We start from the raw sequence: 23855 nt of genomic DNA on the forward strand, positions 1-23855 counted from the left end.
TTCCGGTTAAAAAACGGCCGCGCAGTGTATGTCAGACCGGCACAGAATCGAAGGCCGACTATCCGCTAAATCTTGCCTTTCGGCGCCTTGAAAGATGCCTCATCACCCCCAAACTACCCTGCATCAACCGGACAGCCGCGGGGCAACCGCAAGAAGCCCCGCCCGCTGCCGATAAACTTCTGATGCGCTGCCCGGTCACAACCCTGAGATCGGTCAAACCCTGTGCTGCAATTAAGTGCATGCTGTGGCAGGTGGCGCGATTTCGATAACGGATGGTGATTCCCGCGATGGACTTCAAAGACTATTACAAGATTCTCGGTGTGGAGCCGACGGCAGACGATAAGGCGATCAAGGCCGCCTATCGCAAGCTTGCGCGCAAATACCACCCCGATGTCAGCAAGGAAAAGGACGCCGAGGCCAAGTTCAAGGATGCCTCGGAAGCCTATGAAGCGCTGAAAAGCGCCGACAAGCGCGCCGAATACGACGAATTGCGCCGTTACGGCCAGCATGGCCAACCGTTCCAGGGACCACCGGGCTGGCAGAGCCGTGGCGGTTTCGGTGGCGGCGGCCAGGATACCGGCGATTTTTCGGACTTCTTCAGTTCGATCTTCGGTAACCGTGGCCCTGGTTTTGGTGGGGGAGAGTCGCGCCGCAGTACTGGGCGCCGAGGGCAAGACGTGGAAATGGAACTGGGGATTTTTCTCGAAGAGACCCTCTCGAACGAGTCGAAGAAGGTCACATTCCAGGTGCCGCAATACAACGCGGCCGGCCAGCACGTCAGCAACACCCCTAAAAGCCTGAACGTGAAGATCCCCGCCGGCGTGACCGACGGCGAGCGCATTCGCCTCAAGGGCCAGGGCGCACCGGGCGTCGGTGGCGGCGCCAATGGCGATCTGTACCTGACCATTCGTTTTGCGCCGCACCCGAAATTCGATGTCGAAGGCGAAAACCTGATCATCACGCTGCCGCTGGCACCGTGGGAGCTGGCGCTGGGCACCGAAGTCGCCGTGCCGACCCTGACCGGCAAGATCAACCTCAAGGTGCCCGCCGGCAGCCAGAACGGCCAGCGCATGCGCGCCAAGGGCCATGGCTTGTTGAACAAGGCCGGTGAACGCGGTTACCTGTTCGTGCAGCTGAAGGCGGTCATGCCGAAAAAGTCGGACGATGACATCAAGGCCTTGTGGCAGGAACTGGCGAAAAAAGCGGCATTCGACCCAAGAGAAAATTTCTGATCGCAGAGACGGAGTAGCCCATCATGAGCAACCCCCTGATCGTTCAACTGGACCTGGCAGAATTCTGTGAGGCGACCGATCTGTCGGACGTCTACGTGATCGAAATCGTCGAACACGGCATCCTCGAACCTCAGGGCAGCGTGCCCAAGGACTGGCGCTTCACCGATTACGAACTGACCCTGGCCAAGCGCGCAGCGAAGTTGCGGCGCGATCTGGAGTTGGAGTGGGAAGGGGTTGCGCTGGCGCTGGACCTGTTGGAAGAGGTCCAGCAGCTTCGCGCCGAGAACCGCATGCTTAAACAGCGTTTGGGACGGTTGGTGGTGGAATAGCACAATCTACCCACACCCTGTAGGAGCTGCCGAAGGCTGCGATCTTTTGATCTTGATTTTCGTGTGCCTGGCATCAAGAGCAAGATCAAAAGATCGCAGCCTCGTTTCACTCGACAGCTCCTACAGGGGTCGTAACTGGGGCAAGAACCGCATTGCTCAAGCAACGATCAGCGCGGTTGGTGGTGGAGTAACTTTCCGAAATACAACTCTAAACCTGTGGCGAGGGAGCTTGCTCCCGCTCGGGTGCGAAGCGCTCGCAAGGCCTGCCAGCCCGGTGTGTCTTGAGACATTTGGTTTCAGGTTTTGGGGCTGCTGCGCAGCCCAGCGGGAGCAAGCTCCCTCGCCACAAAAAGCCCTCCAGCCGTCACGGCTTTATAACTTCCTGGGCAAGACCACCGTAAACAGCGTGCCGTGCTCTTCGTTCGAGGTGACTTCAATCGTCCCCTGATGCGCATCCACCACTTCCTTGACGATAAACAACCCCAATCCGAGGCTGGTTGAAGGCTGGCCCAGTTCCTCATCGGCACTGCGCACCAGCGGATCGAAGATCGTGGCGATGGCGTCTTCTGGAATAGGCGCGCCGTAGTTATGCACCGTCAGGCGCACCGCGTCCGGCTCGCCGTTGAGGGTCACTGTCACGTCGCGTTTGTTCGAACCGTGCTGCAAGGCGTTGCCAATCAGGTTTTGCAAAAGTTGAGCGAGTCGACCGGCATCCCACACGCCGCGAGTGTTTCCCAGTATTTCCAGGGTCGGATCGCACGCCGGGTTGCCCGCGCAGGCTTCGGCAATCGCCGCATGGGCGACTTCGGCCAGGTCCGTGGGCTTCGGCTCAATCGGCAGGCTCTTGCCCAGGCGACTGCGCACCAGTTCCAGCAAATCGCCGACCATCACCGCCATATGACGCGTGCCCCGCTGGATGTGGGTCGCACAGGCCAGGGAATCACCCTCCAGCGTGGTTTTACGCAGCAGCAGCTCGATGGACATGCTCACCGCCTGCAACGGCGCGCGCAGGTCGTGGCCGAGGATTGCGAGAAAGATGTCCCGCGAACGATTGACCTGTTCGGCATAAGCCGCCGTGGATTCGGCCAGCGCTTCGTCGATGGCCTCATTGAAACGGATCATGTCCTGGAAATAGGCCATGTCGGGGGATTCAAGGCTGTCGACCCACAGGCGAATCACGCAGGCGCGCAAGTGGCGAAATTCGCTGGTCATCTGCACCAGATCAAATCCCACGGTATGTCGCAGTTCACCGTGGCTGGCGCCGGCCTCGTCCAGGCTCGGGGTTTTTTCCGGGCCTTCGCCCTTGGCCTTGGCGGCCTGTTCACTGGGCGTTTGCGGTTTGGTCATGTCCCGCGAGGCGGCCAGCAGGATCGCCTTCGCGTGGTCGCGCAATGCAGCGCTGTCCATGGATTCGGCGGCCGGGGTAATGGTTTTGGCGAACTGCTCCCACTCATCGACGATGCGATCTACGTTACAGACGATGAATTCGGAAAGACGCATGGTAATTACCTGAGCAGGAATCGGAGGGAAACGATTCGAATAGTAGCCCCTTTGGCGCAAAAAACACGACCGCTCATGCAGCGGCATAACCGGCGGTGTTTCTGGCGGTACATATCTATTGAAGGCTCCCTGATTTTCGAACTTTACGGGCCTTTTCCGAGCGTTGGGTCAACAGTTATTTGGTCTTTTTTTTCAGGCGCCGGTGCATAAGTCTGTGGGTTCCTATCCTGTCATCAAGGTGATTGAACAGTGTCTGATTTGCATGGAAGCAACGCGCTGGAAACGCCCGCCCAAAGCAACGGCGTTCATTACGATCGTGTATTCGGTGTCATACCCGGCGCGATAAAAAAGGCCTCGGCAGCGAGGTTGCAAACTCTTGAAACACTAAAGCCCAAGGAGTGGTACAGCGCTGCGCGGGAAACGGACCGCCAGTACCTCAAGGAACTGATTGAAGAACAGGGCCGCTTGCAAGGCGTTCTGGACAAGACCCTGGGCGACTTGCAGCACGACATCAACGCCTTCGCCGAACCCCGCCTGAGCACGGCATTGAAAACGAATTTCAATACGGTCGAGACCGTCGACACGTTCAGCGTGCAACTGGCAGTGCCCAGCAACATTGCCTTTGTCATCGATACCGGGGCCAGTCGCGTTCGGCATTCCACGCTACTGGAAGCGGCGCTGCACAATTTCGAAGAGTCCGAAACCACCGAGGATGCCTGGCGAAACAGCTCGGGTATCTACCACAAAGGTGCGCTCGGCACGCTCAACGTTGTCCCGACAATCCCCTTGCCAAGGTTTGCGACGATGTGCCGAAGCCTGGACCTCGGCGGGCAATATCAACAGCACATCAAATCCGTCTTGCTGCCCACCAGCGAGGAAGCGCAACGGACATTGCAGCAAGACTCGGTGGCCAGCGAAAAAGCGACGTTTCAGGTGGCGACACTGATTGCAAAGTTGAAGGGGGATATCAGTGATTACGCTTCCACCAAGCTTCGGCAAACATGCGAAAACCGCGCAAACATCACGTTTCATGACCAGCCATTGCACAGCCACCGCTTAACACTGATGGGTTTCAAGATGACCGGCATCGTGTTGTTCAGTGCGATCGCTGCCCCGTCGGAATTGCAGAAGACCATCGATGCATTGACCCCCGACTGGCTGAAATTCTGGAACGAGTGGTCACAGCGTATTCCGGTGCTGCCCGGCAACGAGTATCAACAGTACAAATTGTTGCAGGCGTTTTTCGCCAATGGCCCGCAGGGCATGACCGATGAGCTTTTGCGCCGGGAGGATATTTACCAGCAAAGTCGTTTGTCCGGCCCGCTGATCGCCTACATCCCGGATGACCCCGATCACCCCTTGAAGGAATATTCGTCGCTGACCGAGTTCATGAAGACGCTCATCAGCCAGTTGCGCAACACCGAGTACCAGGCCTTCTTCAGCCGGTTCGTGGCGCAGAAGGACAAAGGCTTGTTCTTCACTCGCGTCAACGAACGTTTCACGACCTTTACCTGGCAACAACGCGAACCGCTCGACATGGGTCCGTGGTGGCGTGAAACCGCGGTAGAGAACCCCAATGCAGAACCCATCACCAACCGCATCCTTGGTGACCTGTGGGTAACGTTGTTTCATGAGCGGCGCGACAAGGCCATCGCCGATGCCCGGCTCATCGCCGTGCCGACGGACGATGAGGATGCGAACGCCCGTTTCAAGCGCCTGACCAGTTACCTGTCAATTGGCTGGAACGTGTTCAACTTCGCCGCGATGCTGGTGCCCGGTCTCGGTGAGGCGATGCTGGGCATAATGGTTGCGCAAATGCTCGCCGAAACGGCAGAAGGCATCGAAGACTGGAGCAAGGGTGATAAAGAAGAGGCCTCGGGATATTTCGTTGGCGTACTGATCAACTTTGCGCAGTTGGCGATGATGAGCGCCGGGCACGTGCTGCCGACCGGCAGGTTGCCAATCAAGGTCGCGCCCTTTGTCGAGGGTCTCAAACCGGTGGAGGTGCGCGGCAAAACGCGTTTGTGGAACCCGGATCTGCGTCCCTATGAGCAACCGACGGTTGCGGCGCTGGATGCACCCGTCAACGAAAAGGGCCTCTACCGGCATCAGGACCAGGACGTGCTGCGGCGCGAGGAGAAGTGCTACGCCGTCAATCAGGACCCGAACACCGGGCGGCATGGCCTTCAGCATCCAACCCGTGCCGACGCCTACCAACCGCTGGCGGAGCATAACGGTGCTGGCAGCTGGAAGACCGAACTCGATCAACCCCTTGAATGGGACAGACGCCAAGTGCTCAGGCACCTGGGGGCTTCGGCAGACAGGTTTTCCGATGAAACCCTGGAGCAGGTTTTGACCGTCAGTGGCGTGCACGAGAACGTACTGCGCCGGCTCCACGTTGAGCACGAAACCCCGCCGGCGATGCTGGTCGACACCCTCAAACGCTTCACGGCCTACGCCGATGCCGAGGCCTGCGCCGAACAGATTTTGACGGGTCGAGTCGCAGAGGAATGGGCCGGGTTTGTCCCGCGATTCATGACCGAACTAAGAGGCTGGCCCGAGGGCAAGGCCATCGAAGTGTTCGAGGGGCCGGGGCTGTCCGGTTCGTCGATCAAGGACGGCTATGCCGGTGCGCTACCGGTCGATACCTTGCAGATCACCCGGCAGGATCTGCTTGGTGGTGCGTTGCCTGAACGGGTGGTCGGGTTCCTGGATGAGCCGTCGCTTGGTGAACTGCTCGGGCAGTGGTTCTCCGGAGATCGGCAGCGGCGAGTCGAAGTGCTGCGCGAGCAGTTGGCAGGACAGGCGCGTCAAAACAAACGGCGTCTGTTCGATGGGTTGTATGCACGGCGCGAGCGTTCGGCCGATCCCTCGGTGAGCCTGCTTAAAAGCGACGGCGCAGAGCTATCGACCAGCATGGCCGAAGAGCTGTTGGCTCATGCGCAACCCTCGGATGTACAGCACCTGACCGAGAAAAAACGCGTCCCTTTGAGGCTGGCGGAACAAGCGCGGGAGGCCGAACATCAACTACGACTTTCGCGTGCCTACGAAGGGCTTTACCTCGACGAACTGCACAACCCCGACACGCTGCGACTCGAACTGCATTCACTGGCAAAACTGCCGGGCTGGCCGGCGGACCTGCGCCTGGAAGTTCGTGAGTATTCTTTCGACGGCGCTTTGAGCGACAGCATCGGTCAATCGGACGCAGCGACGCGCAAAGTGCTGATCAGGGGCGAGGACGGTCAATACGAGGCACGGGATGCGCAAGATCAACACCTGCACGGTGCTGACACGCTGTACGCGGCGGTGCTGCACGCATTGCCTGACCCGCAGCGCGTTGCGCTGGGCTTCGAAATTCACGACGCCTCAGGGCTTGAGCAAGCGGTAAAGGCACAGCCGCTGGATCGTCAGTCATTCGAGCCGATTGTGCGTGAAAACCCCGAGCTCAAACCGGCCTACGATCCACAAGTCATGCGGCTTCGTGGCGGTATGCAAGGTTTCGCGCAGCAGGTGACGCCCGGGTCGGATCAGCATTGGCGGCTGCGATCGCTGTATCCGGGCTGCACCGCAGAGCAGGTCGACATGCTAATGACAGAGTTCAGTCGCAACGGGGGTTCGGTGCATCAGAGGGTTGCTGCGCTGGAGGCCGAGTTCAATCAACTCAACCGAACACTGCGAACCTGGTCGACCTCACCGACCACGTCGTTCCGGTTTACCCCGGCGGGCATGTCGGAGTGGCAAGCGCGCGATCTTTTCTGCAAAGCGATCCGGCAGTGTTGGCAACGAACCGGGCCCGAAGGCGTTGCCGTTGCAGGTGTGTTCCGCCCCCAAGCGCTAATGCTCGATAACTTTTCCAATCTGCGCCTGCTACTGGAAACGCTGCCAACACTGGAAGCCAACTTCGACCATGTCACCCAGTTGAGCCTGCGCAATGGCGCACTGCGCGACACGCACATGCCTTTCCTGGATTCGTTCCGCAAGGTGCGCTATCTCAACTTGCAAGAAAACCTGCTGACCGCCGTCCCGCCGGTGATCAGCGACATGAACCATCTCACCGACCTGTTTCTCAATGACAACCGCATAGAGCTGGATGTGTTGGCGGTCGACCGATTGAAGAATCTGACAATGCTCAGGTCCCTGGGGCTACGCGGCAATCCGTTGAAACTCTCCCCCAACATCAGCCGCATGCCATGGTTGCAGGTGCTGTTGCTGAACGAAACGGGCCTGGAAGGCTGGCCTGTCGGACTGTTCTCCCAATCGCGACCGCGCAGTATTTATATCGATCTGCGCCACAACCCTATCAGCCAGATACCGGAAGTCGCGCCTGGCTCGTTTCGCGCGGAGTTGCTGGCGCGTACCGTCATCAGTCGGGAACCGCGCTGGATCTCGCCGGACAACCTCAACACCCTGAAGATGTACACCGAATCCCTCGGCATGGACCCCGAACGCCCGTACCCGCCCCGGGGCACAATGGACAGTGCCGATTGGTCGGCAGGCATGACGGAGCGGCAATGGCACGACAGGCAGGAAGCCTGGAACGCGGTCGAGGATGAGTTCGACTCACTGCCGTTTTTCAATGAAATCCGCAGGCTCACCGAATCCGCCGACTTCACGGTGGGCCGGATCTATCAGGCGAGCCTGACGGCCAAGGTCTGGCGCATGATCGAAGCCATGGCCGAGAACAGTGAGCTGCGCCTCAAGCTGTTCAACGAAGCCGCGACCCCCACCGAATGCGTGGATGGCGGTACACAACTGTTCAATGCCATGGGCATGCAAGTGCTGATTCATGAGGCGTACGCACTGGGCAATTCAGACCTCATCGAGGCCCGATTGCTGGAGTTGGCCCAGGGCAAATCGCGGCTCGATGAGCTCGGTGCGATCGCCCGTCAGCGGGTGGCGGCGCGGTTGGCGGCGGGCGAAAGCTTCCGTCGGGTCGATAGGCTGGGCAATGTCACCGGCACCATCGATGAAGTGGAAGTTCACCTGGCCTACATGACCGATCTGGCGCAGCGTCTCGATCTGCCGTGGCAGGCGCGGGGCATGCAGTTTCGCAAGATCGCCGGGGTCAGCAAGGAAATGATCGAAGCGGCGTTCCTGCGGATTGTGGCGTTGGAGGAAGGCGACTTGCTCACGGATCGCATCGTCGAACAGCCCGCGTGGAAAGCCTGGCTCGAGTCTTCGTACGGTGAAGAACTGAGTGATCTGAAGCGACAGATCGACGCCACCACGGATTTGCAGGATGTGCTGCAACGTCGGGCCGAGGCCGTCGAACCGGCCGCCAAGGCTACTTTGGAGGTGGAGGTCAAAGCGCTTTGTCGTGAATTGGGCCGAGAGGAAAGCGCTTTCGCTGAAGGGCAAGTCATGAGTGACGAGGACTACACCCACGCATTGACTGGCATCGACGAGCAAATCCGGGAAAAGCTGAAATCGATTACTCAACAAGCGATGGTGCGCACGCGCTTGCAGCGTGCCAGGGTGACCCCAGCTCAATAATTACGGCCAGGATCAAAGCCTCGAATTCTGTGTTCGAGGCTTTGTGAGGCAACGTATGGCGTGTGGTGAGTGGTCGTTGTGGCGAGGGAGCTTGCTCCCGCCGGGGTGCGTAGCAACCCTGAAATCTGCCACCGGGTTCGTCAGGGATGCCGCAACTACCGGGTTTACGGCTGCTACGCAGCCGAGCGGGAGCAAGCTCCCTCGCCACAGGGGGGCGGTTGAAACCCCCTTCGTGACTGGACTCATGCACGGTGTGGCGGGCCAACATTATCCAGCACCCGGTTTACCGCCAGCTCACTGAGCATGATCACCTGCTGCAGTGCCAGCATGGCGTTGCGACTCGCGCCTTCGAGCATCCCGGCAAACTCACTCGCCATCACGCTTGCCGAGGCCAATGATTCACAGGCATGGGCCAATAGCGTTTCGTTGTCGATGTCAGGTGCAACCACAAAAATGGTGCTGGGCGTATGTGCAGTGGCCAACTCTGGCGTGGTGGGATTCAGGTAAAAGTCCAGGGCGCGGTCGACAGCGGGGTGCAGTTTTTTTGAAGCCGTGGAGAGGTAGGCGTTGGTGCTTTCTGCTTCTGATCCCGCGGGTGAGTCGGTGACGTTGGGCATGGTGAGTCTCCGTGGTAGGTCTGGAGCTGCAACGCTACTCGCCTCACTTCCGACGGCCAACCTTAAAAAGACGTCGGATGCTTCCTCGATTTTTCGAGGTTTTTCATCGTATCTAAACGTTTCATTGCGCAGGTTAAACGGCATGCGAAAGGGCTTGTTTAAAACCGCCCGGGGTTACTTCCCGAGAGCTGCAAAACCTTGTGCCATTGCCTACAGTTGCGCCAGAATCCGCCGGCTTGTGCGCCTCGCGGCCACTCGGTAACTTGATTCGCGTCACTGATTGTCAGTGATCGGGTTTAGTAGCCCGTGGTGTTATCAGCAAGGTGCAGAAGCTCTCTCAGTCAGGTATCCCATCCCTGAACTTGATGGTGGTTGTGCGCAGGGCGCTTCGGCGCGCCGGTAAATGCTGATCTCCCCCGGTCTACTAACCTGCGCACAGCCGCCACCCTTCTTTTAGTAGAGAAGTGTTGGCGGCTCCATTCAGGAGTAATCAGCACATGTTCAAGGTCACACCCAATCCGCCGGACAGCGATCCCGCATCGCCTTACGAAAACGCCGATTCAAACAAACTCAACGAGGCCGCCGAACGAGCCCTCAACCATCACTTCCCACCCGCCGAGCGGAAACCACCGAAACGCAAAGGCCAACTCTTCAGCGTCTGCCCCGACGTCAATACGGAAGCGCTGCTGGCCAATGCCTCGGAAGACCTGCTCTCCATCAGCGCCATCGCGGCCGACCTCGCCGACCATGTGCAGGGCTCAAGCCGTTCCGTGGCCCTGGCGCTGAGCCGCATGGCCGATGGCGTGTATTTGTTGGTGGACCAAGCGCTGGATCATCTGGATGAGCCAGACATGGCGGCAGTCGTCGCCAGGCAACAAAGCCGAATGAGCTGATTCACAAAGCAGAAACACCCTGACACCGGGAGGACAGCAACAGCCAGATCAAAAGATCGCAGCCTTCGGCAGCTCCTACATGGGATCTGGTACAACCTGTAGGAGCTGCCGAAGGCTGCGATCCTTTGATCTTGGGCCTTTCAGCATGACGAGCACCTGCGCTTCACCGTCAATACCAGCAACGTATTGGGCAAGCCACCCACACTCAGAACAGGAAATACCGCTGGGCCATCGGCAATACATCCGCCGGCTCGCACCACAGCAACACGCCATCAGCCTTGACCTGATAGGTCTGCGGATCGACGTCAATGTTCGGCAGGTAGTCGTTGTGGATCAGATCGGTTTTCTGCACGTCGCGACAGCCTTTGACCACGGCGATTTTTTTCTTCAAGCCCAACGCTTCCGGCAGCCCGGCCTCCTGCGCAGCCTGGCTGATGAAGGTCATGCTGGTGGCGTGCAACGAGCCGCCGTAGCTGGCGAACATCGGGCGGTAGTGCACTGGTTGGGGCGTCGGGATCGAGGCGTTGGCGTCGCCCATCAGGCTGGCGGCGATGGCGCCGCCCTTGAGGATCAGCGTCGGTTTGACGCCGAAAAATGCCGGACGCCACAGCACCAGGTCGGCCCATTTACCCACTTCCACCGAGCCCACTTCATGGCTGATGCCATGGGTGATCGCCGGGTTGATGGTGTATTTGGCGATGTAGCGTTTGGCGCGGAAGTTGTCGTTGCCGTCGCCGTCCAGCGGCAGCGGGCCGCGTTGTTTTTTCATCTTGTCGGCGGTCTGCCAGGTGCGGGTGATGACTTCGCCGACGCGGCCCATGGCCTGGCTATCGGAGCTGATCATCGAGAACGCACCGAGGTCATGCAGGATGTCTTCGGCGGCAATGGTCTCGCGGCGGATACGGCTCTCGGCGAAGGCCACGTCTTCGGCAATGCTCGGGTCGAGGTGGTGGCAGACCATCAGCATGTCGAGGTGTTCGTCGATGGTGTTGCGGGTGAACGGCCGGGTCGGGTTGGTCGAGCTCGGCAGCACGTTGGCAAAACCGCAGGCCTTGATGATGTCCGGCGCATGGCCGCCACCGGCACCTTCGGTGTGGTAGGTGTGGATGGTGCGGCCCTTGAACGCGGCGAGGGTGGTTTCGACAAAACCGGATTCGTTAAGGGTGTCGGTGTGGATCGCCACCTGCACGTCGTACTGATCGGCGACGCTCAGGCAGTTGTCGATGCTCGCCGGTGTGGTGCCCCAGTCTTCGTGCAGCTTGAGGCCGATGGCACCGGCCTTGACCTGCTCAATCAACGGCTCCGGCAGGCTGGCGTTGCCTTTGCCGGTGAGACCGATGTTCATCGGGAAGGCGTCCGCGGCTTGAAGCATGCGCGCCAGGTGCCAAGGCCCGGAGGTGCACGTCGTTGCGTTAGTGCCGGTGGCCGGCCCGGTGCCGCCGCCGATCATGGTGGTGACGCCGCTCATCAGCGCTTCTTCGATCTGCTGCGGGCAGATGAAGTGGATGTGGGTGTCGATGCCGCCGGCAGTCAGGATCATGCCCTCGCCGGCGATGACTTCTGTACTGGCGCCGATGGCGATGGTAACGCCCGGTTGCACGTCCGGATTGCCCGCCTTGCCGATGCCGGCGACGCGTCCGTCCTTGAGGCCGACGTCCGCTTTGACGATGCCCCAGTGATCGATGATCAATGCGTTGGTGATCACCGTGTCGACCACTTCGGCGGCCAGCAACTGGCTTTGGCCCTGGCCATCGCGGATGACTTTGCCGCCGCCGAACTTCACTTCTTCGCCGTAGGTGGTGAAGTCTTTTTCCACTTCGATCCACAGCTCGGTGTCGGCCAGACGGACCTTGTCACCGACGGTGGGGCCGAACATGTCGGCGTAGGCCTGACGGGAAATTTTCATCTCAATTCCTTGCACAAATTTATTGTGGCGAGGGAGCTTGCTCCCGCTGGGCTGCGCGCAAAACCTGCCAATGATTTCTTTCAGACATACCGCGTTCCCCGGGTGTGCGAGCGCTTCGCACTCGAGCGGGAGCAAGCTCCCTCGCCACAGGGGAGTATTTCAGTCGAGATTGCCCATGATCCGCCCGGCAAACCCGAATACACGGCGATGCCCGGCCAGATCCACCAGCTCAACCTCGCGGCTTTGCCCCGGCTCAAAACGCACCGCAGTGCCCGCAGGAATGTTCAAACGCATGCCACGGCTGGCGGCGCGGTCGAAGGTCAGGGCGTCATTGGTTTCGAAAAAGTGGTAATGCGAGCCGACCTGGATCGGCCGGTCACCGCTGTTGGCTACCTTCAGGCTGAGGGTGCGGCGGCCAACGTTGAGTTCGATGTCGCCGGGCTGGATCTGGTATTCACCGGGAATCATCAATGGGCTCCTTGGAGAACTTTGTAATAGAGGGCGGTTGGCCTGTAGAGGCCGCTCGGGTCGCAGGCGTAGTCGGGGATTTCACCGGCGCGGGTGTAACCCAAGGCCTTGTAGAAATCTTCAGCCGGTGAACCCGCTTCGGTATCGAGGTAGAGCATGCCGCGCTTGTGTTGCAGGGCCGCTTGCTCCAGTGCGCTCATCAGCTGTTGGCCCAAGCCGCGACGACGCGCGTGCTCGCGTACCAGCAGTTTCTGCACTTCGGCGCGGTTCAGGCCGTTGGCTTTCTGGCACAGGGTCAGTTGCACACTGGCCTGCACTTGTTCGTCCTTGACCACCACCCACAGCAGCACGTTGCCCTTGTTCAGGTTTTCCTGAACGTCATCGAAGTAAGCGCGGGCCTGAGTTGCGTCCAGGTCGGCCATGAAACCGACACTGGCGCCATAGCCGACGGCATCGAGCAGCAGGTCAATCAAACCCTGACGGTAGTGCGCAAAGCTTTCAATATTGACGCGTCGCAGTTGGGCGGGGTTCATGGGGTCACTCCTTGTTGGCGGTCGGAGGTTCGGCGCCAGGATTGAGGGTCAGTTGCATAAAGGTCAGGTCCAGCCAGCGACCGAACTTGGTGCCGACCTGGGGCATCTGCCCGGTGGTCACGAAGCCGATGCGTTCGTGCAGGCGGATCGAGGCGGCGTTGCCGCTCTCGATGGCGGCGACCATCACGTGCTTGCCGCAGCCTCTGGCGCGTTCGAGCAGGGCATCCATCAATTGCGGACCGAGACCATTGCCGCGCTGGTCGCTGCGCACGTAAACCGAGTGCTCGACGGTGTGGCGGAAACCGTCGAACGGCCGCCAGTCGCCGAATGAAGCGTAGCCCAGCACCGAGTTGTCGCCGTCGACGATCACCAGAATCGGATAACTCTGGGCTTGGCGGGCGCTGAACCAAGCCTGGCGATTGCCGAGGTCTACGGCCTGTTCGTTCCAGATCGCCGTGGTGTTGAGCACGGCGTCGTTGTAGATGTCGCGGATCGCCGGCAGGTCGGCATGTACGGCATCGCGGATGTGATAAATCATGGCACGGCCTCAGGCGATCGGTTGGTGGACGGTGACCAGTTTGGTGCCGTCGGGGAACGTCGCTTCGACCTGGATCTCCGGGATCATTTCCGGGATGCCGTCCATCACTTGTTCGCGGCTGAGCAGGGTGGTGCCGAAGTGCATCAGCTCGGCCACGGTCTGGCCGTCACGGGCACCTTCGAGTAGCGCCGCGGAAATGTAGGCCATGGCTTCGGGGTAATTGAGTTTCACGCCGCGGGCCAAGCGCCGCTCGGCCACGAGGCCGGCGGTGAAGATCAGCAGCTTGTCTTTTTCGCGTGGGGTCAGGTCCATTGTTGGAATCCATTATCGGCAGTTAAACAAATCTTGAGTCGTGCACCTTGTAGGAGCTGACGAGTGCAACGAGGCTGCGATCTTTTGATCTTGATCTTGATCTTTTCCATGCCATTGAAGATCAAGATCAAAAGATCGCAGCCTGCGGCAGCTCCTACAGGGGATTGTGTTCAGGTGTTCCAGATTCGCGGTGGCATGGCTTCGCGGCCAAGCAGTGTCGGGCGCAGCAACCTCCATAAATCAATCAGCCAGCCACGGGCCAGAAGCGCTTCGCTCGCCAGGCAGCGGGCCACCAACAGCCCTGGCAATTGAGTGAGATCCCCACGCACATCGTTGGGCAGCGAGCGGCAACGTTCCAGCAAATCGCTATCGATGTCCCCCGTCACCAACAGGGTGGCAAACACCGGTTGCCCGTCCAGGCCAATCGGCGAATCGAGCAAGCCATCGCCCCCGACAATGCGCTGGCGTTCGTGCCAGAGCAACTGACCGTCGCGGCGGATATCCAGTTGTGCCTGAAAATGCCCGAGGTCGAAACGCTCGCCACTGGCCGGGCGACCCAGGGCCACGACGTCCCAATAGAACAATCGGGCATCGCCTTCAAGGTCGATGCTGGTGCTGAGTTCAGCCTGCGCCGCACTGAAAATGATCGTCTCCTGGGGCAGCCATTCCAGTGTCGCACCGGCGGCCACTTGCAAGTCCAGCCGCTGATAGGCGGGGCCGGCCGCGCGGTACCACTTGGCGGCGCCGGGGCTGGTGATCTGCGCCCAGGCACCTGTGCCGACGCTGGCCGAAATGTCCAGCCGATCACCGCCGGCAATCCCGCCCGGCGGGTGGACGATGATGTGCTGGCAGACTTCAGGCCCTTCGGCATACAGGTGCTTTTGCACCCGCAGCGGGCCTTTGTGTCGACGCTGGACCGGGCGAGTGGTGTTGGCGAATCGGGCGTAGCCCAGTTCCAGTTCGGCATGCCAACTGGGGGTAAACAAAACGCCGGATGCAGGAAGAGTCATGGTCAGTGCTTATCGAGAGGTCCTCAGGAGGGTTGCAAAGGCTGTGCCGCAGGGTATTGCCGGGTGTAGGGGGCTATGAATCGCCGCCGCGCACCACTTGGGGGCGCGGCGTGGAAGATGGTGCGACAAATTGGTGCTTTGAAGCCGCCGTGGCAAGGACTCAGATCGTGACCAGCCCGCGCACCCCTTCCGCTTCCATATTCTCGCCGCGACCCTGTTGCACAATCTCGCCCCGGGACATCACCAGGTATTGGTCGGCCAGTTCAGCGGCGAAATCGTAGAACTGCTCCACCAGCAAAATCGCCATGTCACCGCGCGCGGCAAGCTTCTTGATTACCGCGCCGATCTCTTTGATCACCGACGGCTGAATGCCTTCGGTGGGTTCGTCGAGAATCAGCAAACGAGGACGGCTGGCCAATGCGCGACCAATGGCCAGTTGCTGTTGCTGACCACCGGACAAGTCCCCGCCACGGCGTTGCTTCATTTGCAGCAACACCGGGAACAACTCGTAGATGAACGCCGGCACTTCCTTGGCTTCCGAGCCGGGAAAGCGCGACAGGCCCATCAGCAGGTTTTCTTCCACGGTCAGGCGACCGAAAATTTCCCGGCCCTGAGGCACGTAGGCGATCCCGGCATGCACTCGTTGGTGCGGCTTGAACGTGGTGATCGGCTTGCCTTCCCAATTCACCGCGCCTTCTTTGGCCGCAAGCAAACCCATCAGGCATTTAAGCAGCGTGGTCTTGCCGACGCCGTTGCGGCCCAGCAGGCAGGTGACTTCACCGACTTTCACGTCGAACGTCAGGCCGCGCAGGATGTGGCTACCGCCGTAGTATTGGTGCAGTTTTTCGACTTGCAGCATCTTTGAATTCCCCTCAAATCCCTTGTAGGAGCCGGCTTGCTGGCGATGGCGGCGCATCAGCCAACATCAATATTGCCTGACCCACCGCGATCGCTGGCAAGCCAGCTCCCACAGGTTTTGTATTTGCAGAGCTATCGACCGAGATAAACCTCGATCACCCGCTCGTTATCCTGCACCTGTTCCAATGAACCTTCGGCCAACACGCTGCCCTGGTGCAACACGGTGACGTGGTCGGCGATGGAGCCAACGAAACCCATGTCGTGTTCCACCACCATCAGCGAATGCTTGCCCGCCAGGGTCTTGAACAGCTCGGCGGTGAATTCGGTTTCGGCGTCGGTCATGCCCGCCACCGGTTCGTCGAGCAGCAGCAGTTGCGGGTCCTGCATCAGCAACATGCCGATTTCCAGAAACTGCTTTTGCCCGTGGGACAACAAGCCTGCCGGGCGATTGACCGAGGCGGTCAGGCGAATGGTGTCGAGCACTTCGGCGATGCGATCCTTCTGCTCACCATTGAGCCGCGCCCGCAGACTGGCCCACACCGACTTGTCGGTTTTCTGCGCCAGCTCCAGGTTTTCAAACACGCTCAAGGCTTCGAACACTGTTGGTTTCTGGAACTTGCGACCGATGCCGGCCTGGGCAATCTGCACTTCGCTCATCTGCGTCAGGTCCAGGGTTTCGCCGAACCAGGCCTTGCCGTGACTGGGCCGGGTTTTGCCGGTGATCACGTCCATCAGCGTGGTCTTGCCCGCGCCGTTGGGACCGATGATGCAGCGCAGTTCGCCGACACCGATGTACAGGTTCAGATCGTTCAGCGCCTTGAAACCGTCGAAGCTGACGCTGATGTCTTCCAGGGTCAGGATCGTACCGTGGCGCGTGTTCAGGCCCTTGCCGGCACGCTGGCCGAGGCCGAGGGCATCGCGGCTGGTGCCGGCGTCGCGGTTGGGTTCCAGCGGCGGAAAGAACGCCGGTTCGAGCATGAATTCAGCGGTCGCAGTGGTTCTCATTTTAAAAGCCTCATTGTTCGCCGTTCTTTTTCAGCAAGCCGATCACGCCTTTGGGCAGGTACAGGGTCACGACGATGAACAGCGCGCCGAGGAAGAACAGCCAGTATTCCGGGAAAGCCACGGTGAACCAGCTCTTCATGCCGTTGACCACGCCAGCGCCGAGCAAGGGGCCGATCAGGGTGCCGCGACCGCCGAGGGCCACCCAAACAGCGGCTTCGATGGAGTTGGTCGGCGACATTTCACTCGGGTTGATGATGCCGACTTGCGGCACATACAACGCACCGGCGAGACCACAGAGCACCGCGCTCAACACCCACACAAACAGCTTGAAACCACGCGGATCGTAGCCGCAGAACATCAAGCGGTTTTCCGCATCGCGCAACGCGGTCAACACCCGGCCGAACTTGCTCTGCGCCAGGCGCCAGCCGATATACAGGCTGGCCACCAGCAACAACACCGTGGCGAAAAACAGCACGGCGCGAGTGCCTGGTTCGGTAATGCCAAAGCCGAGAATCGTGCGGAAGTTAGTGAAGCCGTTGTTGCCGCCAAACCCGGTTTCATTGCGGAAAAACAGGAGCATGCCGGCGAAGGTCAGGGCCTGGGTCATGATCGAGAAATACACGCCCTTGATCCGCGAACGGAAGGCGAAAAAGCCGAACACCAACGCCAGCAACCCCGGCGCCAGTACCACCAGGCACAGGGTCCAGAGGAAGCTGCTGGTGCCGGTCCAGAACCACGGCAATTCGGTCCACGACAGGAACGTCATGAACGCCGGCAAACCATCGCCCGAGGCCTGGCGCATCAGGTACATGCCCATCGCGTAGCCGCCGAGGGCGAAGAACAAACCGTGGCCGAGGGACAGCAACCCGGCGTAACCCCAGACCAGATCCAGCGCCAGAGCGACGATGGCGTAGCAAAGAATCTTGCCCACTAGTGTCAGGGTGTAGGCCGAGACGTGAAACACACTGACGGGCGATAACAGCGACAGCAGCGGCAACGCCAGCAGCAGAACAAGAATCACCGCGCCAACCGCGAGGGTGACTTTGGGGCCGGCCTTTTGCGTGGCCGTAATCAGTAGAGGCTGGTTCATCAGTCGATCACCCGTCCTTTCAGTGCGAAGAGACCTTGCGGACGTTTCTGGATGAACAGAATGATCAGCGCGAGGATGAGGATCTTGCCGAGTACGGCACCGATTTGCGGTTCGAGAATCTTGTTGGCGATGCCAAGTCCGAACGCAGCCAACACGCTACCGGCCAGTTGCCCGACACCACCGAGCACCACCACCAGGAACGAGTCGATGATGTAGCTCTGGCCGAGGTCGGGTCCGACGTTGCCGATCTGACTCAACGCCACACCGCCGAGACCGGCGATGCCCGAGCCAAGGCCGAAGGCGAGCATGTCCACGCGCCCGGTGGGCACGCCGCAGCAGGCAGCCATGTTGCGGTTCTGGGTGACGGCGCGAACATTGAGGCCCAGGCGAGTCTTGTTCAGCAGCAGCCAGGTCAGCACCACCACAAACAAGGCAAACGCGATGATGACGATACGGTTGTATGGCAGCACGAGATTAGGCAGCACTTGAATCCCGCCCGACAGCCACGCGGGGTTCGCCACTTCGACGTTCTGTGCGCCGAACAGCAGTCGCACGAGTTGAATCAGCATCAGGCTGATGCCCCAGGTGGCGAGCAGGGTTTCCAGTGGACGGCCATAGAGGTGGCGAATCACCGTGCGCTCCAGCGCCATACCGATGGCGGCGGTGACGAAAAACGCCACCGGCAGTGCAATCAATGGATAGAACTCGATGGCCTGCGGCGCGTAGCGCTGGAACATCAGCTGCACGACATAGGTCGAGTAGGCGCCGAGCATCAGCATCTCGCCGTGGGCCATGTTGATCACGCCAAGCAGGCCGAAAGTGATCGCAAGTCCCAGTGCGGCGAGCAGCAGGATCGAACCGAGGGACATGCCGCTGAAGGCTTGTCCGAGCAATTCGCCGACCAGCAGTTTGCGTTTGACCTGAGCGAGGCTGGTTTCAGCGGCGGTGCGAACAGTCGCATCGGCTTCAACACCAGGCTCCAGCAGACTTTCGAGGCGCGTGCGGGCCAGCGGGTCGCCGGTTTCGCCCAGTAGACGCACAGCGGCAAGGCGCACGGCGGGGTCGGTGTCCACCAGTTGCAGGTTGGCCAGGGCCAGGCTCAGGGCGGCGTGGACGGTTTCGTCTTGTTCGCCAGCCAGTTGCTGGTCGAGGAATTTCAGCTGCGCGGGTTTGGCGCTTTTCTGCAATTGCTGCGCAGCGGCCAGACGGATTTTGGCGTCGGCGGCGAGCAATTGGTGGCTGGCCAAAGCGGTGTCGATCAGACCCCGCAGGCGGTTGTTCAGGCGCAGGGTTTTCGGCTGTCCATCGACGGTCAACTCGCCTTGTTGCAGGGCGTTGATCAACTCGATGCGGGCCGGATCAGGCTGCGCGGCCCAGGTTTCCAGAAGTTTTGCTTGCTGTACGGGATTGGCGGCAACGAAGTCTTCGGCGTCGCCAGCGTGAGTGGCCATCGGCAGCAAAAGTGCGATGGCGAGGATAAAGCGGTAAAGGGCAGTGGGCATATTTATGGCCTTGCGCGGACTAAATGTGGCAGCAGATTTCTTGTGGCGAGGGAGCTTGCTCCCGCTGGACTGCGCAGCAGTCCCCTTCTTTTCGGGATAAGGGGCCGCTTTGCAGCCCAGCGGGAGCAAGCTCCCTCGCCACAAAAGCTTGCGACCACAGGATTTGTGTCAGGCCCGAGCTCCATGCTCAGGCCCGGCATCGCTGGGCTTAGTTGCTCTTCATCGCGTAGTCAGGTTTCTTGTCGTTACCCGGGATGAACGGGCTCCACGGCTGGGCGCGAATCGGACCTTCGGTCTGCCAGACCACGTTGAACTGACCGTCCGCCTGGATCTCGCCGATCATCACGGGTTTGTGCAAGTGGTGATTGGTCTTGTCCATGGTCAGGGTGTAACCCGACGGTGCGGCAAAGGTCTGGCCGGCCAAGGCTTCGCGGACTTTGTCTACGTCAGTGGACTTGGCTTTTTCCGCCGCTTGCGCCCACATGTGGATGCCGACATAAGTGGCTTCCATCGGGTCGTTGGTCACGGCTTTGTCCGCGCCCGGCAGGTTGTGTTTCTTCGCGTAGGCTTTCCAGTCGGCGACGAATTTCTTGTTCGCCGGGTTCTCAACCGATTCGAAGTAGTTCCACGCCGCCAGGTTGCCCACCAACGGTTTGGTGTCGATACCGCGCAGCTCCTCTTCGCCCACCGAGAACGCCACGACCGGCACGTCGGTGGCCTTCAGGCCCTGGTTGGCCAGTTCTTTATAGAACGGCACGTTGGAGTCGCCGTTGACGGTGGAGATGACCGCCGTCTTGCCGCCGGCCGAGAATTTCTTGATGTTGGCGACGATGGTTTGATAGTCGCTGTGACCGAACGGGGTGTAGACCTCTTCGATGTCTTTGTCGGCCACGCCTTTGGAGTGCAGGAACGAACGCAGGATTTTGTTGGTGGTGCGCGGGTAGACGTAGTCGGTGCCGAGCAGGAAGTAGCGCTTGGCGCTGCCGCCTTCTTCGCTCATCAAGTATTCAACGGCCGGGATCGCCTGTTGGTTCGGCGCGGCGCCGGTGTAGAACACGTTTGGCGACATCTCTTCGCCTTCGTATTGCACCGGGTAGAACAGCAGGCCGTTGAGTTCTTCGAACACCGGCAACACCGATTTACGCGACACGGACGTCCAGCAACCGAACACCACGGCGACCTTGTCCTGGGTCAGCAGCTGGCGGCCCTTTTCGGCGAACAACGGCCAGTTGGACGCCGGGTCCACAACGACCGGCTCCAGCATCTTGCCGTTAACGCCGCCCTTGGCGTTGATCTCGTCGATGGTCATCAACGCCATGTCTTTGAGCGATGTTTCGGAGATCGCCATGGTCCCGGACAACGAATGCAGAATACCGACCTTGATGGTCTCGGCGGCCTGGACAGTCCAGGTCATGCCCATCGCGGCAATCGATGCCGAGAGTGTGAAAGCCTTGATCAAACTGCGACGCTTCATTGTGCGATCTCCATGAACTTATGAATTTTCTTGGTGGCAGATGCGGACTACTGAAGGGTCTTTAGCAAGGGCTGTGCCCGGTCGGGAAAAGGTAGGGAAATGTCGGTTTAGAGCGGTCGGGCGATTGAGAGGTGCACCATCAACGATCGCGTCTGGCGCGTTGGTGCGTTGTGCTGCGCCAGATTGGGGCGAGCGGCGCCGATCACCTGTAGGAGTGAGCCTGCTCGCGATAGCGGTAGATCAGACAACATCGGCGTTGACTGAAAGATCGCCATCGCGAGCAGGCTCACTCCCACAGTTTTGATTGAGGTGAGTCAGCGACGGCGCATCAGGCCGATGAAGAACAGGCCGCCGATGGCAGCGGTGGCGACGCCGATGGGCAGGTCTTCTGGGGCGATCATCGTCCGGGCGGCGACATCGACCCACACCAGAAACACACTGCCAAGCAACACGCACACCGGCAGCAATCTGCGGTGCTCCGCCCCAACCAATCGCCGCGCAATGTGCGGCACCATAAGCCCGACAAAACCGATCGAGCCGCTGATGGAAACCAATACACCGGTCATTAGCGACGCGATCACAAACACCCGCAAGCGCACCGCGCGCGCATTCAATCCCAACGTCACGGCAGTCTGTTCACCCGCCATCAATGCGTTAAGCGGTCGAGCCATACCGAGCAGCAAAACCAACCCCAACAACACACTGGCGCCCGGCACCGCGAGCAGCTCCCAGCGTGCCAGTCCGAGGCCGCCGAGCATCCAGAACATCACCGCCGAACTGGCACGGTGGTCGCCGAGAAACAGCAACAGGTTGGCGATCGCCATCATCACGAACGACACCGCCACGCCGCACAGCAGCAAGCGATCACTGTCCAGCCGACCGCTGCGGTTGGCGATCATCAGCACCACCAGCATGCTCAACAACGCGCCGATAAACGCTGCGATGGGCAAGGTCAGCAGGCCAACGATTTCACCCACATGCAACACCACGATCACTGCGCCCAGGGTTGCACCGGACGTGACCCCGAGCAGGTGCGGATCAGCCAACGGGTTGCGCGTTACGGCTTGCAGCACCGCGCCGATCAGCGCCAGTCCGGCGCCCACCAGGGCACCGAGCACCATACGCGGCACACGAATCAGCCAGACGATATGCTCCTGCCCGGCAGTCCAATCCGTCTCGCCGAGACCGAGCAGTTTGTGCAGCAAAATCCGCCACACCACATCCACCGGCACCCGCGCCGGGCCGAAACCCAGCGACACCACGCACGACACCAGCAACAGCACGCCAAGAGCAATAAGCAACAAGGCATAACGACGATTGATCATGCGCCGTGGAAGCCCTTGGCCAAGGTTTCGACCGCCAGCACGTTATCGATTCCCGGCGTGGCCTGCACGTAAGGAATGACCACGAAGCGTTGACGCTTGATCGCATCCACTGATTGCAGGGCCTTGTTGTTGCGCAGAAATAGAATCTTCTGTTCGGCAGTGACTTCGCCGTAGTCGACGATCACGATGACTTGCGGATTGCGCTCGACCACGTTTTCCCAGTTGACCCGGGTCCAACTCGCGTCGACATCATCAAGAACATTGCGCCCACCCGCCGCGTCGATCAGCGCTTGTGGCATGCCGAGGCGGCCCGAAGTCATCGCCCGGTCTTCACCACTGTCGTAGAGAAACACGCGGGGTTTGTCGGCCGGCGGATTTTTCTGAATGTCGGCAATTTTCGCCTGCATACCGGCAATCACCGCGCTGGCACGATCCTGCACGTCGAAGATTTTGCCGAGGTTGCGCAGGTCGTTGTAGGTGTCTTCCAGCGTGGCCGGTGGACGTTTCATCACGAAGGCGCAGGACTCGGTCAACTCATAGACATTGATGCCCAGCGGTTGCAGGGTTTGCGGCGTGAGGTCGCCGCCTACGCGCATGCCGTAATCCCAGCCGGCAAAGAAGAAATCGACGTTGGCGTTGAGCAGGGTCTCCACCGACGGGTACTTGGCCGCCAGCTCTGGCAAACCGTCGAGGATGCTCTGCATGTCGGGCGTTACCGCTTTCCATCCGGACACGCCGCTGTAGCCGGCCATTTTCGATTTGAGGCCGAGGGCGAGCATCATCTGGGTCATGTTGATGTCGTGGCTGAGCGCGTGTTTCGGCGCTTCGGTGAAGGTCACTTCGCGGTTGCAGCTCTGAATGGTCAACGGGTAACGCGTGGCCTCGGCAAACGCCTGGGCAGTGCCCAGCAACAGGGCGAAGGGAAGACAGGAGCGCAGCAGATTCATGGTTGGGTAATCCAGGTAATTCGTGGGTAGCCGTGCAAGGGGTGTTCATCGATCAGCGCTTCGACGTCGAACACATTGCGTAGCAACTCAGTAGTCAGAACGTCTTGCGGCGGGCCGCTGGCGACGATGCGCCCGTGGTTGATCACGTAGAGCCGATCACAAAACGCAGCCGCCAGATTGAGGTCATGGATGCTCGCCAGGGTGCCGATTTTCAGGCGCTTGACCAGCCTCAACAGTTCAAGCTGATAGCGCGGGTCGAGGTGGTTGGTCGGCTCGTCGAGGATCAGCAATTGCGGCTGCTGGGCCAGCGCGCGGGCAAGGATTACCCGCTGTTTTTCACCGCCGGAAAGGGTGGAGAAGGCGTGGTCCTCAAAGCCTCGGAGGCCGACTGATTCCAGCGCGTGGATCACGAGGTTTCGATCCTCGATCGTGTCGCCATCGAACAGGCCTTTGTGCGGTGTGCGACCCATGGCGACCACTTCTTCGACGGTCAGGCCGAAGGCGTCGGGGAATTCCTGCAACACCACGGCGATGCGTTGCGCGCACCAGCGAGAGGATTGTTTCCAGACGTTGTGATGATCGAGCCGGACTTCGCCACTCTCCGGTTTGCTGAAGCGCCAGGCGCAACGCAACAGGCTGGTCTTGCCGCTGCCGTTTGGGCCGATCAAACCGACGAACTCCCCGGCAGCGACGTGCAGCGAGGCATCGTGCAGTTGGAACTGATGATGACAGTGGCCGTGGCCCAGGGGTGTCCAGGTGATGTTTTTGAGGTGAAGCGAGGTCATGCCGTGGCTCTTGAGGTGAAGCTGATGGCCCCATCGCG

Annotated in this window: 20 protein-coding genes; 4 read left to right on the plus strand and 16 right to left on the minus strand. The window is 60.2% G+C overall.

Translation table 11 applies throughout. From position 1 onward, the window contains the following. The first annotated feature begins 287 nt into the window (after positions 1 to 287). On the plus strand, positions 288 to 1232 hold the full coding sequence (locus tag NL64_RS19380) for a DnaJ C-terminal domain-containing protein (protein WP_034149675.1): 945 nt from the start codon (positions 288 to 290) through the stop codon (positions 1230 to 1232). A gap of 23 nt (positions 1233 to 1255) precedes the next feature. Then, a complete protein-coding gene (locus tag NL64_RS19385) occupies positions 1256 to 1561 on the plus strand; it encodes a chaperone modulator CbpM (protein ID WP_034149676.1) in 306 nt (101 codons plus the stop codon). 372 nt (positions 1562 to 1933) lie between these two features. Here NL64_RS19385 and NL64_RS19390 read toward each other — a convergent pair whose 3' ends face one another. After that, complete coding sequence (locus NL64_RS19390; protein WP_034149677.1) at positions 1934 to 3061, minus strand: sensor histidine kinase; 1128 nt, start codon at positions 3059 to 3061, stop codon at positions 1934 to 1936. Positions 3062 to 3310: 249 nt separating this feature from the next. Here NL64_RS19390 and NL64_RS19395 point away from each other — a divergent pair, with 249 nt between their 5' ends. Continuing rightward, positions 3311 to 8554 carry a dermonecrotic toxin domain-containing protein gene (locus NL64_RS19395; protein ID WP_034149678.1) on the plus strand — a complete coding sequence of 1748 codons (5244 nt, stop codon included), beginning with the start codon at positions 3311 to 3313 and terminating at the stop codon, positions 8552 to 8554. 242 nt (positions 8555 to 8796) lie between these two features. Here NL64_RS19395 and NL64_RS19400 read toward each other — a convergent pair whose 3' ends face one another. Further along, positions 8797 to 9171 carry a DUF6124 family protein gene (locus NL64_RS19400; protein WP_034149679.1) on the minus strand — a complete coding sequence of 125 codons (375 nt, stop codon included), beginning with the start codon at positions 9169 to 9171 and terminating at the stop codon, positions 8797 to 8799. 497 nt (positions 9172 to 9668) lie between these two features. On the opposite strand from NL64_RS19400, the gene NL64_RS19405 reads away from it, so the two are divergent. Then, a complete protein-coding gene (locus NL64_RS19405; protein WP_034149680.1) occupies positions 9669 to 10064 on the plus strand; it encodes a DUF6124 family protein in 396 nt (131 codons plus the stop codon). Between the two features lie 205 nt (positions 10065 to 10269). Here NL64_RS19405 and ureC read toward each other — a convergent pair whose 3' ends face one another. The 14 genes from ureC to NL64_RS19475 form a co-directional block, all read right to left on the minus strand. Beyond that, positions 10270 to 11970 (minus strand): urease subunit alpha, encoded by a 1701-nt coding sequence (ureC, locus tag NL64_RS19410; RefSeq protein ID WP_034149681.1) that lies wholly within the window; start codon positions 11968 to 11970, stop codon positions 10270 to 10272. Between the two features lie 159 nt (positions 11971 to 12129). Continuing rightward, positions 12130 to 12438 (minus strand): urease subunit beta, encoded by a 309-nt coding sequence (locus tag NL64_RS19415; protein WP_034149682.1) that lies wholly within the window; start codon positions 12436 to 12438, stop codon positions 12130 to 12132. After that, positions 12438 to 12971, minus strand: coding sequence for a GNAT family N-acetyltransferase (locus NL64_RS19420; protein ID WP_034149683.1), 534 nt, complete (start codon positions 12969 to 12971; stop codon positions 12438 to 12440). The genes NL64_RS19415 and NL64_RS19420 overlap by 1 nt, the downstream gene beginning before the upstream one ends. A gap of 4 nt (positions 12972 to 12975) precedes the next feature. Then, complete coding sequence (locus NL64_RS19425) at positions 12976 to 13509, minus strand: GNAT family N-acetyltransferase (RefSeq protein WP_034149684.1); 534 nt, start codon at positions 13507 to 13509, stop codon at positions 12976 to 12978. Between the two features lie 9 nt (positions 13510 to 13518). Then, positions 13519 to 13821 carry an urease subunit gamma gene (gene ureA, locus NL64_RS19430; protein WP_034149685.1) on the minus strand — a complete coding sequence of 101 codons (303 nt, stop codon included), beginning with the start codon at positions 13819 to 13821 and terminating at the stop codon, positions 13519 to 13521. A 170-nt stretch (positions 13822 to 13991) separates the two neighbouring features. Then, positions 13992 to 14831, minus strand: coding sequence for an urease accessory protein UreD (locus tag NL64_RS19435; protein WP_034149686.1), 840 nt, complete (start codon positions 14829 to 14831; stop codon positions 13992 to 13994). 160 nt (positions 14832 to 14991) lie between these two features. Further along, positions 14992 to 15690, minus strand: a complete 699-nt coding sequence (gene urtE / locus NL64_RS19440) for an urea ABC transporter ATP-binding subunit UrtE (RefSeq protein WP_034149777.1) — start codon at positions 15688 to 15690, stop codon at positions 14992 to 14994. A 131-nt stretch (positions 15691 to 15821) separates the two neighbouring features. Beyond that, on the minus strand, positions 15822 to 16694 hold the full coding sequence (gene urtD, locus NL64_RS19445) for an urea ABC transporter ATP-binding protein UrtD (protein WP_034149687.1): 873 nt from the start codon (positions 16692 to 16694) through the stop codon (positions 15822 to 15824). A gap of 10 nt (positions 16695 to 16704) precedes the next feature. Then, positions 16705 to 17784 (minus strand): urea ABC transporter permease subunit UrtC, encoded by a 1080-nt coding sequence (gene urtC / locus NL64_RS19450; protein ID WP_034149688.1) that lies wholly within the window; start codon positions 17782 to 17784, stop codon positions 16705 to 16707. Next, positions 17784 to 19286 carry an urea ABC transporter permease subunit UrtB gene (gene urtB, locus NL64_RS19455; RefSeq protein WP_034149689.1) on the minus strand — a complete coding sequence of 501 codons (1503 nt, stop codon included), beginning with the start codon at positions 19284 to 19286 and terminating at the stop codon, positions 17784 to 17786. The genes urtC and urtB overlap by 1 nt, the downstream gene beginning before the upstream one ends. Positions 19287 to 19494: 208 nt before the next feature. Beyond that, complete coding sequence (gene urtA, locus NL64_RS19460; RefSeq protein ID WP_034149690.1) at positions 19495 to 20760, minus strand: urea ABC transporter substrate-binding protein; 1266 nt, start codon at positions 20758 to 20760, stop codon at positions 19495 to 19497. 314 nt (positions 20761 to 21074) lie between these two features. Further along, on the minus strand, positions 21075 to 22085 hold the full coding sequence (locus NL64_RS19465) for a FecCD family ABC transporter permease (protein WP_034149691.1): 1011 nt from the start codon (positions 22083 to 22085) through the stop codon (positions 21075 to 21077). Next, positions 22082 to 23032 carry an ABC transporter substrate-binding protein gene (locus NL64_RS19470; RefSeq protein ID WP_034149692.1) on the minus strand — a complete coding sequence of 317 codons (951 nt, stop codon included), beginning with the start codon at positions 23030 to 23032 and terminating at the stop codon, positions 22082 to 22084. The genes NL64_RS19465 and NL64_RS19470 overlap by 4 nt, the downstream gene beginning before the upstream one ends. Further along, entirely contained in the window at positions 23029 to 23817 is a 789-nt protein-coding gene (locus NL64_RS19475) for an ABC transporter ATP-binding protein (protein ID WP_034149693.1), read from the minus strand. The genes NL64_RS19470 and NL64_RS19475 overlap by 4 nt, the downstream gene beginning before the upstream one ends. Between the last annotated feature and the right edge of the window lie 38 nt (positions 23818 to 23855).

The sequence above is a fragment of the Pseudomonas fluorescens genome (assembly GCF_000802965.1).
Classification (GTDB): domain Bacteria; phylum Pseudomonadota; class Gammaproteobacteria; order Pseudomonadales; family Pseudomonadaceae; genus Aquipseudomonas; species Aquipseudomonas fluorescens_A.

Excerpts from the sequence above, each read along its gene's own strand:
- NL64_RS19475 (WP_034149693.1), bottom strand. The coding sequence starts at position 23,817 with ATGACCTCGCTTCACCTCAAAAACATCACCTGGACACCCCTGGGCCAC.
- NL64_RS19435 (WP_034149686.1), bottom strand. The coding sequence starts at position 14,831 with ATGACTCTTCCTGCATCCGGCGTTTTGTTTACCCCCAGTTGGCATGCC.
- urtE (WP_034149777.1), bottom strand. The coding sequence starts at position 15,690 with ATGCTGCAAGTCGAAAAACTGCACCAATACTACGGCGGTAGCCACATC.
- NL64_RS19405 (WP_034149680.1), top strand. The coding sequence starts at position 9,669 with ATGTTCAAGGTCACACCCAATCCGCCGGACAGCGATCCCGCATCGCCT.
- NL64_RS19380 (WP_034149675.1), top strand. The coding sequence starts at position 288 with ATGGACTTCAAAGACTATTACAAGATTCTCGGTGTGGAGCCGACGGCA.
- ureA (WP_034149685.1), bottom strand. The coding sequence starts at position 13,821 with ATGGACCTGACCCCACGCGAAAAAGACAAGCTGCTGATCTTCACCGCC.
- urtC (WP_034149688.1), bottom strand. The coding sequence starts at position 17,784 with ATGAACCAGCCTCTACTGATTACGGCCACGCAAAAGGCCGGCCCCAAA.
- ureC (WP_034149681.1), bottom strand. The coding sequence starts at position 11,970 with ATGAAAATTTCCCGTCAGGCCTACGCCGACATGTTCGGCCCCACCGTC.
- NL64_RS19420 (WP_034149683.1), bottom strand. The coding sequence starts at position 12,971 with ATGAACCCCGCCCAACTGCGACGCGTCAATATTGAAAGCTTTGCGCAC.
- NL64_RS19400 (WP_034149679.1), bottom strand. The coding sequence starts at position 9,171 with ATGCCCAACGTCACCGACTCACCCGCGGGATCAGAAGCAGAAAGCACC.
- NL64_RS19470 (WP_034149692.1), bottom strand. The coding sequence starts at position 23,032 with ATGAATCTGCTGCGCTCCTGTCTTCCCTTCGCCCTGTTGCTGGGCACT.
- urtD (WP_034149687.1), bottom strand. The coding sequence starts at position 16,694 with ATGAGAACCACTGCGACCGCTGAATTCATGCTCGAACCGGCGTTCTTT.
- NL64_RS19390 (WP_034149677.1), bottom strand. The coding sequence starts at position 3,061 with ATGCGTCTTTCCGAATTCATCGTCTGTAACGTAGATCGCATCGTCGAT.
- NL64_RS19385 (WP_034149676.1), top strand. The coding sequence starts at position 1,256 with ATGAGCAACCCCCTGATCGTTCAACTGGACCTGGCAGAATTCTGTGAG.
- NL64_RS19465 (WP_034149691.1), bottom strand. The coding sequence starts at position 22,085 with ATGATCAATCGTCGTTATGCCTTGTTGCTTATTGCTCTTGGCGTGCTG.
- NL64_RS19415 (WP_034149682.1), bottom strand. The coding sequence starts at position 12,438 with ATGATTCCCGGTGAATACCAGATCCAGCCCGGCGACATCGAACTCAAC.
- urtA (WP_034149690.1), bottom strand. The coding sequence starts at position 20,760 with ATGAAGCGTCGCAGTTTGATCAAGGCTTTCACACTCTCGGCATCGATT.
- NL64_RS19425 (WP_034149684.1), bottom strand. The coding sequence starts at position 13,509 with ATGATTTATCACATCCGCGATGCCGTACATGCCGACCTGCCGGCGATC.
- urtB (WP_034149689.1), bottom strand. The coding sequence starts at position 19,286 with ATGCCCACTGCCCTTTACCGCTTTATCCTCGCCATCGCACTTTTGCTG.